Genomic DNA, 12,699 nt, shown 5'->3' on the forward strand with positions numbered 1-12,699 from the left:
TTCACCCTTCCCAAATTAGTAGTTGAATTGGTGTTGGATTATACGCATTACATGGATTGTTGAGCTGTGGACAGTTGCTAATGAGCACCACTGTACGTGTGATGGCACGCATCTCCACATATTTACCTGGAGCGGAAACTCCATCATCAAATTTCAGGCCGCCCTCAAGTGTGACAGGCACATTCATGAAGAAGTTTACATTAGGGGATAAATCACGTTTTTGCATGTGTTGATATTGATCGCTTTTCGCTAACTGCAACATATATGTGTCACGGCAATTGTGCATGGGTAACGTTTCGTGGGCATAACGTACTGTATTGCTTTGGGCTGAGCATGAGCCCCCTAGTGTATCGTGACGCCCACACGTATCGGCGACAATTTCAACTAGTTCTGTACCCATCTCGGACAGTAAAACGGAGCCTGTTGATAGATAGATATTTTTTTGTTTCTGAATCGTTTTAATCGCGCTATAGTGATCTGTCGGTACCTCTGCATTGAAAAATAATGTATCTGCTGCTTGATTGCCTTCTAGGTCCACGATGCGTAATACTTGGCCCGGTTCTAATGTATGTAACCAGCCATCGCCCGCTAACAACCTTTTCGAATAAATGGCCTTCGCCTCTTGTCGTTCACTTTCAACATTATTAAATACAGCCATTAGAGAACGCCTCCTTGTGTAAGTTGTACATATTCCCACGTATTCTCATATGCGCGCTTATTTTCATCGCGGTGAAGGACGCATGGATCATCTCCGGTTGCCGGCATCGTATCCTTTACTTCCACGGTTACTTCCGCTTGTGGATAAGTGGTCGCTTCCGATAATGGATGGGGCGTATTCGACAGAGCCATGAAAACATCCATCTCCGTCCGTAATGTCACTGTATCTCCAGCTTTTACATGATCGGGTGCTAGATGCATATAGCCTGCATCATCACAGGATACTTTTGAAAATAAGTTGACAACAGGTCCTAAATCTTGGCGGCTTAAGCCATTACGGAACAATTCGATAAGCAAGTTATCTTCTCCATTACGATAGCGTTCATTGCGTGATTCTTGATACGTTGTTTCGCCGAATTGTGCGTCAATTTGCGCTTTTGTCGAATAACCGCCGATGGTGTCATGCCAGCCGACAGAATCTTCGGTAATGCTCGCTAGAACACGGCCTTGGTCACTCATCAATACATTATGCTTCGTAAAATAGGCAGTATATTGAGCCTTTAGTGAATCCGGCATATTGTAGCGTTCTGCCAAATCATGTGCGTTAAAAAGCAGCAAGGATACATTCGCTTGTTCCGCTGACACGGTAAAGGTGATTTCTTTGCCACGTTTGATGAATGCAGACCATTTGCCCCCTGCTGGAATGATTTTTGATACGATCACACTTGTCTGTTGCATAAAACCGCCTCCTATAGATTGAATATTCTGATTTTTAAACCAACTTTTTATCTAAATTCCTTAAACTCGGTGTCGTGATTCTATTTTTCAAAAATAAGTAGACAAATCCAAAGGCGACCCATGCTCCCCCAATCCATAAAGTATGAGGATCGAGTAGCGTCCATAACCATCCGATGAACAACACCCCAACACTTGGGAAAACCAGATAGAAGAAGGTGGCTTTGACCCCTCGATTCCGCTCCTTGATATAGTAGTGGGAAATAACGCTTAAATTAACAAAGATAAAACCGGTCAAAGCGCCAAAGCTGACGAACAATACTGCCGTATCCAGGTTGATGAAAATGGCTGATAAGGAGATTGTCGATACAAACAAAATGTTAAGAATGGGTGTACGTAGTTTTGGATGTAATGAAGTAAATACCTTTTTCGGTAAAACGGATGCTTCCCCTAATGCATAGAGAAAACGTGTTACACTGGTCATGGAAGACAAGCCTTGTGTGAATGTCGCAATAATCAGCACCATGATGAAGAGGGTACTAAACAAATTGCCGCCGACCATTTGAATCAAGCTATACGCTGCATTGTCTGGATCTGCAAAGCTGAATGCCGGGAATGCAATAGCTGTTAAAAACGAGATCATCGCGTACAAAGTGATTGCGATGAAAATAATATAAAAGATGGCTCTGGGAATCGTCTTTTCCGAATCAATTGTTTCTTCTGCCATTGTTGTAACCGCATCAAAACCTAAGAAGCAGAAACAAATCAGTGACGCACCGGAAAAAACTGATACAACTGAACCCTCACCAACCAGCAATGGTTCTAGCGTGAATAAGGCACCCGCACCTTGATTAAGGACAATGTCTTTAGCTGTCAATAAACAGAAGATGAGGATGAACCCGATCTGGACCAACACGGAAAAGCCACTAATGCGTGCCGCTGATCCAATTCCGATAATATTCACAACCGCCAGCACAATGTTCATCAAGATAATCCAAACGAATATTGGAATGCTTGGAAACTCAGCGTGCATAAAAATCCCAAATGTTAAAATGGCGATAATCGGCGAAAATAGGTAATCGATCAATAAGGCCCACCCTACCAAAAACCCAGCCTTTGGGTGAATCGCTTTACTCGTATAGGTATACGCAGAACCTCCGGTCGGGTACACTTTAACCATTCGACTGTAACTATAAGCAGTAAATACAATGGCAAGAAACGCCACGATATAAGCGGGGGTCATTAAACCATCGGCTGTTTCGAATACCACACCATATACCGTAAAATAAATCATCGGTGTCATCCATGCTAACCCCATAACAACAATTTGTGATGTCTTCAAACTTCTCTTAAATTGTACGGTGCTGATAAGCATCTACCCCTTTCCATTACTATAAAAAAAGATAAAAGCCCGGGTGAACTTTACTAAGTTCTCCCGGGCTTTTATCCCTCCGTGTATATAGCAGTATGATTGCTATACTCTTTCTCTCGGTCCAGACTTCAATAGGGATTGAACGGAACCCTAGAAAGATATTTTATGATGTTGTGATTTGTTTTAATAACCCAATTATAGTCAGAATGTTATGAAAAGTCAACACGAGATGTTACATTTTCTAACATCACCTGAATTTTTCTATATTTAGAGTGGATTTTCAAGAAAAAAATCGACTCCAGCCAAGATGAACCAAATAAATCGTTTCTCTCGTGGATATGGGGATGGTCTCATTTCATTTCTTTTAGGAAGACTCCCATTCTATTAATCCTTTCCAAAAATAAAAGGACCCCATTTGGTCCTTTAAGATGTTTTCTTATTCAACTGACTCACCTGTCGGGTTAATAACAAATTAAGAGTTGAAATATGTTTAATAAATGATCCGATTTTTCTAGTTAGTTTGTTCGTTGATTATTTTATGATTAATATATAAATAGATTGCAATGCCACCAAATGTGATAATGGTTGACAGAATTGATCTTGTATCGGGATTAACATGGATGTATTTAAATAGAAAATCTGGTAATACAAGCAGAGCCAAAATAATTGGTACAACCCATGTCTTTGCCCACAAGGAAACTCCAATTAAAAAGGTAAGGGCCAATATTACAGCGATAATTATACCAATACTCCCAAAGTGGAACATAGGCGTTTCTATAAGACGGTCTACATACATGAATCCTACAAATAGAACTATTAGTAACACACTAATCAAAGAATAAAGTGCGTATTCTTTTTTTCTTGATAAACTATTTACAGCAACAAATTTAAAAACACTTCCTATTGCAATCATACAAATTAAGCTAACGATAAAAAATCCAATGATTTCAAATAGGGAGTACGACAAGTGTCCTTTAACAGCATTTGTTAAGATGGAAAAGGCGAGAGCACCAAATACAATCAGTAACATGAATTTAAACAAGCTCCTTCTGTTTGTGGTCATCTCATTCGATAGCTGCTTCATATATTGTTCAGGAGACTCTCCGACAATGTCATCTACTGTTTTCCCTCTCGCTTCAGCCTCAATTAAATGATCTTTCAATTCTTCAACAATTGCATCAACATCATCATCTTCTTTACCACTGGAAAATAGATAGACCTTTAAGTTTTCTAAAAATGATTGGCTTTTTTTTGATAAATCTTGTTTTATTTTCACTAGGGTTTTCATCTCCTTAACGTAATTATTTTCATTTCATACGTAAAACTGAGTTTACGGAACTTTGGATCTTATCCCATCTCTGGATGAATTGTTGTAATTCCTCTTCTCCTTTTTGAGTAAGTGAATAATACTTTCGTTTTGGACCGGCTGTAGATTTTTTTAACGTTGATGTAACCAATTCTTCTTTTTGGAACCGTATGAGAAGCGGATAAATCGTCCCTTCACTAAAGGAATCAAAGCCATATTGCTCAAGTTTTTCCGCAAGTTCATACCCATAAACTTCTTTCTCATGGATGATTGCCAATATGCATCCATCTATAAGGCCCTTTAACATTTGAGTTGTAGACAAAAAATATTCACCTCTCACTTACCCTTGCATTGCAAGGTATTAAATCCTACACTATCACGGAATACCTTGCAATACAAGATATTGGTAAATAAAATCATGTTAAAATTTCTTGTTCAATTATCTCCCCTGATAATCGAACAAGAAAGATTTATATCTCTAATATGAATATAAGACTATGTTAAGAATCATACATTGAAAAGACCGCTAATTAGCGGTCTTCTTATGCTACTAACGTACCGTTACTTTAAATACAATTTTTCACAAACTAGAACTACACTTTCATTTAGTACAGGAATGCTGCCCCGATAGTAAAAAAGCTCCTCTTTTTTTCTTCCACAATCGCGCCCGATTGTGGAAGATTAGGAAAGAACATCTCCTTTTATTTTTCAAATTCAAAATGAAACAAGTCGTCAATTGAAGCATCTAATTCTATTGCAATTCGAACGGCTAATTCCAAAGAAGGGTTATATTTTGCATTTTCTAGACGCATAATTGTTTCTCTACGAACACCTACACGTTGTGCAAGTTCCTCCTGGGTTAAATCTTTTAAAAGACGATATTTTTTTAGCTGTGTTGTAAAAACTGTCATCATTACTCACCCATATCATATTTATAAGTCAAAAACGCCCATAAATTCGTTCCTAGAGCGAAGGTTAGAGCTAAGATAATTAATTCCAATCGATATAATAATTCATAATCTTGCGAAATAAAACTTAATAGCAAGCTGCTCAAAAATCCAAAACAGAAGGCGAAGCGAAAAGCTATTGATCCTGCAAGATTGCGATTTTTGATTAAACGTTCATCTTCCTCGGTACCTAATTTATTCCACCAATAATATTGAAATCCTCCAAAAAAGGCAAAGAATAAATACATCGCTGGTGTTCCTTCAATGCCATAAAAGCCTAATAATCCTAAGAATCCAATGAGCCAACTCTTGTTAGTTAATGTTCGTTTCAACAGTTACCCCTCCAAAAAAGTGATATATTTGTATCTTTATGAGATAAATATATCACTTAATGTGGATCTTTGTAAATAGTAAAATGGCTGCAGGACGAGCAGCAGCTAAATCACGTGGGCGCCTTTGTGGACGTCCTGAAAAATTTGGACCGAAAGATATTGAAATGTTCCTCAATTAAATTACGTTAAAAATAGAACCTTATTTATAAGCTATAATAAAAGATAGAAAGTGGTTAATGCCAATTGGCAGCTTTTCATGGTGCAAACGTACACGAATTATCATATCTAATGCTTTATGAAATTTTTGAGATTCATTTTGCATGGCAGTAATTAGGCGACGTTCATCTTCATACATAATAACCTCCATAAAATAGGAACAGCTTTTTATAGATTCGATTAAATTTAGCATAGTGTATAATTATTAAGAATTGCACGTTAAAAAGGCCGCCAAATGGCGGCCCTTTTATGGAGCTAAGCACCCGTAAACTTAACAATGAAGACATTAGAAAGGCCATTCATTTAGTTTTATCGGCGTTACTTCTTTATTTTCCCAATCCCTTCTAATGATTGCATAGCAAACCGAGTCTGAAATACTCCCATCGTTATTTTCCCAAGCATCCCGTAAGTATCCTTCTTTAACAAATCCGCATTTGTTACATGTCTTTCTCATAGCTAGGTTGTCACTACGTGTATAGGCTTCTATCCTAATCTTCCGATCTGGCAAACCAAAAAGATAGTCTACGATCCAGTTAACAGCTAGCGTTCCAATCCCTTTTCCTCTAACACTTTTGTCTAAACGAATGTCGAAGGATGGGATGGTGTCGTGTATATCATGCAGCATAATCAATCCGATTTTTTCATTGTCTTTTTCTATCCAGATAGTTTCCTTATCTTCTTGATACCACCCCTTATGGTACGCTTCGACAATTTGTTCGCCAGAAGGTTGTGGATCCGAGTGATAGGGCCACGTATTATTTGTCAGTAGGGAAATTAAATCATGTAACTCATTTTCAAATTTGACCATTTTAATTCTGTCCATTATTCCCTCCCTCTACTCCCTTTCCTTTTGCCTTCGATATACTACTGTTATAGTAATTAAAAATATGAGAATATTCAATAAATTATGTTAGAATGCTAATGGGACATGTACAGGAGGTAGAGGAAAAATGACAATGAAAAAAGTTTCGATTATTGGACTGGGTGCATTAGGGATTCTGTTTGGACATCACTTGTCCAAGAAGATGAAACCAGAGGATTTACGGATCATAGCTGATTCCGATCGCTTAATGCGTTACGAAAACGATAAGCTTTTTAGCAATGGAGAACCGTGCCACTTTCACTACGTTACACCTGAAGAAGACTGCGGTCCGGCAGATTTGTTGATCATCTCCGTTAAATATAATGGGTTGGAAAATGCCATCGAATCGGTAAAGAATCATGTCGGGGAAAATACCATCATTCTTTCCCTACTGAATGGCATTACAAGCGAAACCATTATTGGTGAAACGTACGGAATGGATAAAGTATTGTATTGCGTGGCACAAGGCATGGATGCAGTAAAGGTCGGCAATGAACTAACCTACGAACATATGGGCATGCTCTGCTTTGGTTCAAGGGAGCCCGGTGGCATTTCAACACAAGCAAAAAAGCTGGCAGAATTCTTTGAACAGATGGATGTGCCTTTTGAGGTGGATACGGATATGTATAGAAGACAATGGGGGAAATTCATGCTGAATGTAGGGGTCAATCAAACGGTTGCTATCTATCAAAGCAATTATGGCGAAATTCAGCGAGAAGGAAAAGCCAGAGACATGATGATTGCAGCCATGAGAGAAGTAATTGCTTTGTCGGAAAAAGAAGGTGTCCATTTAACGGAAAAGGATCTGGGGTATTGGCTGAAAGTATTAGGGACATTAAGTCCAAATGGCAAACCCTCCATGGCTCAAGATGTAGAGGCGCAACGAATCAGTGAAGTCGAATTATTTGCAGGAACAGTAATTGAACTAGGGGAAAAGTATCAAATCTCTACCCCTATCAATCAAGAACTATATGAGAAGATCAAAACGATGGAAAGGCACTATTCCGTTCAGTGATGGTGAACTCCGACGGAAATTGACTGCCATTTTAAGTTTTAGAAAAAAGGATGAACGAAACAGCTTTGCTGGCTAAGCCTTTTTTATGATATTCATAGGCTTAACAACTTTCAAAGAATTGGAAAACCTCTACCCTGGCCACCAATCGATTGGCAAGAGTAGAGGTTTCGGTCTCATTTCACAAGGCTCACTTTGATAGTGTCGAGTTGTATTCCATCTCTACGTCACTATTCTTTTGAGACTTATTTTTAAAGAGCATACCCACGATAAAGCCGATGATGCCGGTAATGATCCAGCCTGCGCCATTCGTGAAAAATGGAATGAAAGAGAAGATGTCATTAATGGTTGAGGTAGCTAGATTCGCATCTTTTAGTGCATCCAAAATGGCGACAAATGTAACGCCCACGATGGTTCCGATATAAACCGATTGAGCCCCGCCAAATAGTTTGTCTAAGAAAACTAAAGCAATTAATGCGATAGCAATCGGATATAACAACATTAAGACCGGGGATGCCATGTTAAGAATCGTATTCAAGCCAAAGTTCGTGATGACCAAGCTCACGGCAGAAATCAGAATCAACCATTTTTTGTAGGAAATCGATGGAATGATCCGTTCAAAGTATTCCGCCACGGCCGCAAGACAAGCAACATTGGTCGTAATGCCTGTCAGGAAAATGACCACACCGATTAAGTACAGGCCCACTTGCCCAAACAAAGACTTAGACGCCAATGCAATCAGTTCACCGCCATTTTGTTTATATCCGATGGCATCGACACTGGACGCACCGATCCAAGCCATGGAAACCTGCAATAAAATCAGGCCTATCAACGTGACGACCCCCGCTTTAATGAAGACCGAGGAAACTTCCTTAGCTGACTTCACACCTAAAGCATCGACTGATTTGATGAAGATGCCGCTAAAACGTCCATTGTGAAATAGCCTTGCGTAAAGCCTTTTAAAAAGGCAGCGGTTGACGTTTCATACCCAGCACCTGTTGCAGGGGCATGAATCGAACCCATGGGCGTGAAGATGGATTTACCAACCAAGATCACAAGCAGGACCCCAAAGACGGGTGTGATCATTTTACCGAGTCGATCCACGAATTTGGAAGTTTCCCAGGATAAATAGATGGTTAGGCCAATGAAGATGATAGAGAAACCCAGTAAGAAAAATACGTGCATAGTAGATTGAGGAATCAACTGGCGAATGCCGATTTCATACACGACACTCGTTGTTCGGGGAATGACATATAAGGGCCCTAACGCTAGAAACAGAAGGACACTAAATACTAGAGCGAACTTGGGGTGCACCCGGCTCGCCAATTTTTCGACGGTCCCGCCCCCTTTCGTTAAAGCAATGATTGCGAGAATGACCAAACCAACACCCGTGATGAGAAATCCACCCATCGCAATGACGGTGTTCGTACCGGCTTCTTGACCAAGAACCGGGGCGAAGATGACATTCCCAGCACCTAAAAACATAGCGAAAAGCATGAACCCAATGATAATAATCTGATAGTTTGATACCGATTTCATGGAAGCGCCTCCAATTATGTTATTGTAATAAAATTAAATAGAGAATCCTGTTTCATACACATCATGGTTCTGTAATACAAAAAGGTGTTCCCCAGTAATCCATGCTGATCCTGTAATCTCGGGGGTCACAGCTTCAATACCCGCTACTTCTGTATGCTCGACTACCGTCCCCTTGAACTTCGATCCGATAATGCTTTCCTGAATGATTGATTCGCCCGCTTCCAGGTCCAAGGTTGCCATTTTCGCACAAGTTCCTGTCCCACAAGGTGATCGGTCTATTTGCCCATCACCGAATATGACAACATTCCGATAATGGTTAGGCCCTACCTTTTCGCTGATTTCTATTAAATCGACCGTATTGATTTCCGGCTTCAACGGATGTTCGATGGATAACTGACTGTTCAATTTATCGCGAATTTCCAAAGCCTTATGTATCATTTCATTTTTATTTTCCAGTGAGATCTCTATTCCTAAATCTTGAGCATTCACTATTCCAAAAAAACTTCCCCCAAATGCCACATCCACGTTTACGTGTCGATCATCTGACAGGTGAACAGGGGTTTCCTTGTAGAGAACGAATGACGAAACGTTTTGGAATGACACGCTTTCGACAACGTTATCTTTATACGTAATCAAGCACTCTATCAAACCTGCAGGCGTATCAATGAACACTCTATCTTTTTTAGGTATGAGCGCTTTCGTTAGACACATGGTTACAGTCCCTATCGTTCCGTGGCCACACATGTTCAAGTAAGATCCGCTGTCCATGAAGATGACGCCTAGATCCGCCTTGGGATGTGTCGGTTTTGTTAGAATGGCTCCGAACATATCTTTGTGTCCACGCGGCTCATTCATCAGCAACTTGCGGAAATCATCAAAATGATCTCGCACATAATTCTTTTTATCCATCATGGTTTCCCCCATGATTTCAGGGAATCCATCGATGACAATTCGTGTAGCTTCCCCCATCGTATGCGTGTCGATTGTTTGAATTTGTACGTTATAATTCTCCATCGCTACCCCCTATATTTTACAAACATGAAATTAATACACATCATAATTCATAAATAGTTTTTTGAAAAGACAGAAAATAAAGATGTTTATATTTTTAATACCTGGAAAATATTTATTTTTCCTTGAAAACCCTTTATTACCAAAGCTTATTTTCAAAGTTTCACAGAAAAAGAAAAAAAACGATTTGATTTTCTTGAAAAAATATTATAATCTTCAAATAATTTCATAATTTAGGGGGCAATCACATGATTTTACGTGATTTTTTTATTCATCTGTCAGAAAATAAAACCTTGAACAGCGCTGCACAACGGTATGGGTTAAAGCTTGGGGCACAAAGTGTGGTCGCAGGGACGAACATTGAAGAAACGATCCATACCATCAAACATTTAAATCAACAAGGTATTTCCTGTACAGTAGATAACCTTGGTGAATTTGTATTCGAAAAAAGCGAAGCGACGGCAGCAAAGGAACAAATCATCAAGGTAATCGAAGCCATTCATGAAAACCAGGCAGATGCACATATATCCCTCAAACCATCACAGCTTGGTTTAGATATTGATTATGATTTTTGTCTTCAGAATTTATTAGAAATCGCTGAAAAAGCGAAGGAATATAATATTTTCATCAATTTCGATATGGAAAATTATGAACGCTTACATCCCTCATTCGATTTGATGGAAACGGTCCAAGAACACTTTGGTAACGTAGGGACCGTCATTCAGGCTTACTTCCACGAATCGATGGAGAATATCGAGCGATTCAAGGATTACCGTTTACGAATTGTAAAAGGAGCCTACAAAGAACCTGAAACGATTGCGTATCAAAGTAAAGAGGAAATCGATAAGCACTATATCGACCTGATTGAATACCACTTATTGCATGGAAAATTCACATCGATTGCGACACATGATCATCGTGTCATCAACCATGTTAAGAAGTTCGTCATCCAAAATAATATCCCTAAAGAGAAATTCGAATTCCAAATGCTTTATGGATTCCGTAAAGAATTGCAGCTAGAGCTTGCAAAAGAAGGATATAATTTCTGTACATATGTCCCATTTGGCGCCGATTGGTATGGATACTTCATGAGACGATTGGCCGAAAGACCTCAAAACCTGACATTGGTCACAAAGCAAGTCTTCAACAAGAAAACAAATATCGGGATCAGCGTAGCGACCGGAGCATTTATACTGGGCCGACTTTCGAAAAGACGTGTAGTTAAGCAAAAAACACGATAAGGCAAACTGGATGATTCCCGTTGTTTTCGGGAGTCATTTTTTTATACAGAAAACCCGAATGACCATCATTCGGGTTTTCCTGTTACTCATTGAATTTTTTGAGGCGGTATTGCAGGCTTTGCCTCCGAAGGCCAAGTGCTTTTGCCGTTTGCGAAACGTTGCCATCGAACATTTTCAAGGCATTTTGGATATAGTACTCTTCGACTTCGTTCATGAATACGCTTAATGGACGAATATCTTTTTCATTTTCCGCTACAAACATGTTCCCCGTCGTATCGGAAAGCTCCTCGCTTTGGATCTTCCACCTGAAATAAATCGGCAGCATATCAAAATCAATGGATGTTTCATTCGTCATCGTACTGGTTATATCATCCAGCAATACTTCTAGCTCTTTTAAATTTCCTGGCCAATCATAATCGAGAAAGATCTGTTCCACTTTAGCTGAAAGCCCTTGGATCCGGCTTCCGGTATTATTGCGATAGCGCTTAAAGTAGTCCGATATAAATGGCTTAATATCTTCTTTTCGATCACTTAATGCGGGGACATTTATACAAACCGATGCAAAGAAGTAATATAAATCCTTGGAAAGCTGCCCTTTCTCGATCAAATCAATCGGGTCTTTTCCGACGCTTGCTATAAAAACATGACTCTCCAGATGTTCCTTGAACAGATTCAGGATCCTTTCCTGGCCTTCAAGGGAAAGGTATTCCACACGCTCGCAAAAAATCGTGACTTGTTCATTTTTATCGATTTGCTGCTTCAGCTGGTCGATCAACGCTTGTTCGTCATTCCGGCAAATCAGTGTAATGAAATGATCATTTTCAGGATTCAAATCATGATGGATCCCTTCTGCAATCATGTCCTTTCCCGTCCCGGACTCCCCATAAAGCAAAACAGGCATCCTCGTTTTGGCAGCCATCTTGGCCCGTTCGATCACCCCTGCCATAAGTGGGGAAACCGCTGTAATGATATCGAATGTGAGGGGTTGCCCATACCGCCGCAATGGTTGATAGGCCATTAACTCCCTCTCGGTAATATCCTTCGATATCTCGACAGCGCCAATCAATTCATCGTCTTTTTTAATCGGCAGGATATCGGAAATCGTCACAATTTCCTGACCGACACGATTCCAGAAATTCATTTTGTAGTTTTTGATCGGCTCGCATGTTTTCAGGACCTGATAAAGATGGCTATCATTAATTTTAGCGATCATTTCTTGCTCGAATTGATCTTCCTCAAGCGAATGAATCCCTTTTAGCTCCCGCATTTTTGCATTATAGATCACGGTTTTCCCCTGAGCATCCACGGCGTGTATCCCTGCTGAAATATTGTCCGTGATATATTTATAAATCTCGTGCAAATCTTGCTGTTTCATTGGAACACCCCTTTTGAACTTTTGTAAATTTTCGGAAAAGTTATTGTAATATGCCAAAAAATGTTGCATTATATATATATTAACAATAACATAA

The 12,699-nt window shown here is 39.6% G+C and carries 13 protein-coding genes, 2 pseudogenes and 1 riboswitch; of the genes and pseudogenes, 3 read left to right on the forward strand and 12 right to left on the reverse strand.

All coding sequences use genetic code 11. From position 1 onward, the window contains the following. Position 1: 1 nt before the first annotated feature. The 7 genes from AC503W_RS16920 to AC503W_RS16950 form a co-directional block, all read right to left on the reverse strand. Positions 2-658 carry an urea amidolyase associated protein UAAP2 gene (locus AC503W_RS16920; RefSeq protein ID WP_494915140.1) on the reverse strand — a complete coding sequence of 219 codons (657 nt, stop codon included), beginning with the start codon at positions 656-658 and terminating at the stop codon, positions 2-4. Continuing rightward, on the reverse strand, positions 658-1,395 hold the full coding sequence (locus tag AC503W_RS16925; protein WP_427687662.1) for an urea amidolyase associated protein UAAP1: 738 nt from the start codon (positions 1,393-1,395) through the stop codon (positions 658-660). The genes AC503W_RS16920 and AC503W_RS16925 overlap by 1 nt, the downstream gene beginning before the upstream one ends. A 34-nt stretch (positions 1,396-1,429) precedes the next feature. Then, positions 1,430-2,767 (reverse strand): APC family permease, encoded by a 1,338-nt coding sequence (locus AC503W_RS16930; RefSeq protein ID WP_494915141.1) that lies wholly within the window; start codon positions 2,765-2,767, stop codon positions 1,430-1,432. A 55-nt stretch (positions 2,768-2,822) separates the two neighbouring features. Next, positions 2,823-2,929, reverse strand: a riboswitch (guanidine-I (ykkC/yxkD leader). Between the two features lie 346 nt (positions 2,930-3,275). Then, positions 3,276-4,040, reverse strand: a complete 765-nt coding sequence (locus AC503W_RS16935) for a DUF1129 family protein (RefSeq protein WP_494915142.1) — start codon at positions 4,038-4,040, stop codon at positions 3,276-3,278. 31 nt (positions 4,041-4,071) lie between these two features. After that, a complete protein-coding gene (locus AC503W_RS16940) occupies positions 4,072-4,392 on the reverse strand; it encodes a PadR family transcriptional regulator (RefSeq protein ID WP_427590888.1) in 321 nt (106 codons plus the stop codon). Between the two features lie 379 nt (positions 4,393-4,771). Further along, positions 4,772-4,981 carry a helix-turn-helix transcriptional regulator gene (locus AC503W_RS16945; protein WP_427590889.1) on the reverse strand — a complete coding sequence of 70 codons (210 nt, stop codon included), beginning with the start codon at positions 4,979-4,981 and terminating at the stop codon, positions 4,772-4,774. Positions 4,982-4,983: 2 nt separating this feature from the next. Beyond that, positions 4,984-5,349: a hypothetical protein gene (locus AC503W_RS16950; RefSeq protein ID WP_494915144.1), complete on the reverse strand. Its 366-nt coding sequence runs from the start codon at positions 5,347-5,349 to the stop codon at positions 4,984-4,986. Between the two features lie 83 nt (positions 5,350-5,432). Between AC503W_RS16950 and AC503W_RS16955 the strand changes: the two are divergent. Beyond that, positions 5,433-5,516 (forward strand): annotated as a pseudogene (locus AC503W_RS16955) (recombinase family protein); the annotation flags it as partial. Between the two features lie 32 nt (positions 5,517-5,548). Here AC503W_RS16955 and AC503W_RS16960 read toward each other — a convergent pair. Both AC503W_RS16960 and AC503W_RS16965 read right to left on the reverse strand, forming a co-directional pair. Then, complete coding sequence (locus AC503W_RS16960) at positions 5,549-5,704, reverse strand: hypothetical protein (protein WP_494915146.1); 156 nt, start codon at positions 5,702-5,704, stop codon at positions 5,549-5,551. Positions 5,705-5,851: 147 nt separating this feature from the next. Further along, on the reverse strand, positions 5,852-6,388 hold the full coding sequence (locus tag AC503W_RS16965) for a GNAT family N-acetyltransferase (RefSeq protein ID WP_494915148.1): 537 nt from the start codon (positions 6,386-6,388) through the stop codon (positions 5,852-5,854). Positions 6,389-6,515: 127 nt separating this feature from the next. On the opposite strand from AC503W_RS16965, the gene AC503W_RS16970 reads away from it, so the two are divergent. Then, positions 6,516-7,442, forward strand: a complete 927-nt coding sequence (locus AC503W_RS16970) for a ketopantoate reductase family protein (protein WP_494915149.1) — start codon at positions 6,516-6,518, stop codon at positions 7,440-7,442. A gap of 187 nt (positions 7,443-7,629) precedes the next feature. Here AC503W_RS16970 and brnQ read toward each other — a convergent pair. Continuing rightward, positions 7,630-8,978: pseudogene (brnQ, locus tag AC503W_RS16975) on the reverse strand (branched-chain amino acid transport system II carrier protein). 33 nt (positions 8,979-9,011) lie between these two features. Beyond that, positions 9,012-9,992: a proline racemase family protein gene (locus AC503W_RS16980; protein ID WP_494915150.1), complete on the reverse strand. Its 981-nt coding sequence runs from the start codon at positions 9,990-9,992 to the stop codon at positions 9,012-9,014. A 245-nt stretch (positions 9,993-10,237) separates the two neighbouring features. On the opposite strand from AC503W_RS16980, the gene AC503W_RS16985 reads away from it, so the two are divergent. Then, entirely contained in the window at positions 10,238-11,230 is a 993-nt protein-coding gene (locus AC503W_RS16985; RefSeq protein WP_494915152.1) for a proline dehydrogenase family protein, read from the forward strand. Between the two features lie 82 nt (positions 11,231-11,312). Here AC503W_RS16985 and AC503W_RS16990 read toward each other — a convergent pair whose 3' ends face one another. After that, positions 11,313-12,605 carry an AAA-type ATPase lid domain-containing protein gene (locus AC503W_RS16990; protein ID WP_494915154.1) on the reverse strand — a complete coding sequence of 431 codons (1,293 nt, stop codon included), beginning with the start codon at positions 12,603-12,605 and terminating at the stop codon, positions 11,313-11,315. Between the last annotated feature and the right edge of the window lie 94 nt (positions 12,606-12,699).

It is taken from the genome of Peribacillus suis (genome assembly GCF_059384845.1).

What these genes read in the sequence shown, in the direction of transcription:
- AC503W_RS16920 (WP_494915140.1), bottom strand. Translation starts at nt 658, where the DNA reads ATGGCTGTATTTAATAATGTTGAAAGTGAACGACAAGAGGCGAAGGCC.
- AC503W_RS16980 (WP_494915150.1), bottom strand. Translation starts at nt 9,992, where the DNA reads ATGGAGAATTATAACGTACAAATTCAAACAATCGACACGCATACGATG.
- AC503W_RS16985 (WP_494915152.1), top strand. Translation starts at nt 10,238, where the DNA reads ATGATTTTACGTGATTTTTTTATTCATCTGTCAGAAAATAAAACCTTG.
- AC503W_RS16945 (WP_427590889.1), bottom strand. Translation starts at nt 4,981, where the DNA reads ATGACAGTTTTTACAACACAGCTAAAAAAATATCGTCTTTTAAAAGAT.
- AC503W_RS16925 (WP_427687662.1), bottom strand. Translation starts at nt 1,395, where the DNA reads ATGCAACAGACAAGTGTGATCGTATCAAAAATCATTCCAGCAGGGGGC.
- AC503W_RS16965 (WP_494915148.1), bottom strand. Translation starts at nt 6,388, where the DNA reads ATGGACAGAATTAAAATGGTCAAATTTGAAAATGAGTTACATGATTTA.
- AC503W_RS16960 (WP_494915146.1), bottom strand. Translation starts at nt 5,704, where the DNA reads ATGTATGAAGATGAACGTCGCCTAATTACTGCCATGCAAAATGAATCT.
- AC503W_RS16990 (WP_494915154.1), bottom strand. Translation starts at nt 12,605, where the DNA reads ATGAAACAGCAAGATTTGCACGAGATTTATAAATATATCACGGACAAT.
- AC503W_RS16970 (WP_494915149.1), top strand. Translation starts at nt 6,516, where the DNA reads ATGACAATGAAAAAAGTTTCGATTATTGGACTGGGTGCATTAGGGATT.
- AC503W_RS16930 (WP_494915141.1), bottom strand. Translation starts at nt 2,767, where the DNA reads ATGCTTATCAGCACCGTACAATTTAAGAGAAGTTTGAAGACATCACAA.